General features: G+C 46.1%; 1 protein-coding gene and 1 pseudogene. Both read right to left on the reverse strand.

Annotation, left to right across the window (positions count from 1 at the left end):
* Positions 1-808 (reverse strand): beta-ketoacyl-ACP synthase III (locus AB4496_RS26580; protein ID WP_372132898.1); only part of this gene is annotated, 808 nt, incomplete at its 3' end.
* Between the two features lie 5 nt (positions 809-813).
* A pseudogene (locus tag AB4496_RS26585) lies at positions 814-1122 on the reverse strand (phosphate acyltransferase); the annotation flags it as partial.

The following is a 1122-nucleotide window of genomic DNA, read 5'->3' on the forward strand; positions in this document are numbered from 1 at the left end:
TATCAAGAGTAATCACAACTTGATCAAGCGACATCGTCAGCTTTTTAGCGGTTGCCGAAATAATGCGGTAGTTCGCTTGATGTGGAACTAACCAATCAAGCTCTGACTTATCCATATTGTTCGCCGCTAATGTGTCTTTCACAAGCTTAGAAAGCTGAGTTACCGCCACTTTAAATACTTCGTTGCCCGCCATGTGCAACCATTTGTCGGCATCACCGCCACGCTCTGGAACTTCTAGGCTTAGAAGCTCACCATATTTACCATCAGAGTATATGTGAGTAGACAAAATACCTGGCTCTTCGCTTGCGCCAACAACCACCGCACCTGCAGCATCACCAAATAAGATGATAGTAGAGCGGTCAGTCGGATCACAGGTTTTTGACAGTGCATCCGCACCGATTACCAAAACGTTCTTACACATGCCAGTCTTGATGTGTTGATCAGCAACAGACAGTGCGTAGACAAAACCAGAACACGCCGCAGCCAAATCAAACGCAGGGCAGCCTTTGATACCAAGCTTGCCTTGTACCTGACATGCCGAAGACGGAAATGTGTGGCTACTGCTGGTTGTCGCAACGATGATTAAATCAATATCTTCTTTGTCGATACCTGCCATTTCAATGGCATTCTCAGCAGCGTAAAACGCCATATCCGCAACGGTTTCGTTTTCCGCTGAAATACGACGCTCTTTAATACCTGTTCTAGCCACGATCCACTCATCGCTAGTCTCTACCATTTTCTCTAAGTCTGCGTTAGTACGCACCTGAGATGGCAAGTAGCTGCCAGTACCTAAAATTTTGCTATACATGAAGACTAATAATGCCTCTCGAGTAAAACCGCTTCCAAACGATCGCTAATGCGACTGGGGACTTGTCGTTTGACCTCGTGTACTGCCTCACCAATCGCGTTGACGACTGCAGACACATCAGCACTTCCATGGCTTTTAATGACAATGCCGCGCAATCCTAACAAACTTGCGCCGTTATACTGGTCGGGGTTCAAGGTTTTTAATTCAGTAAATAGCTCAGAAAACAACATTCTGGCGATCCACCCCTTTATTGTTGAAGCCATCATGCGCGTTTTTAGCTTATCAATAAAGAGCTGAGCCGTACCTTCACACGT

This window comes from Vibrio sp. 10N.222.46.A1, from assembly GCF_041473595.1.
Lineage (GTDB): Bacteria > Pseudomonadota > Gammaproteobacteria > Enterobacterales > Vibrionaceae > Vibrio > Vibrio tasmaniensis_A.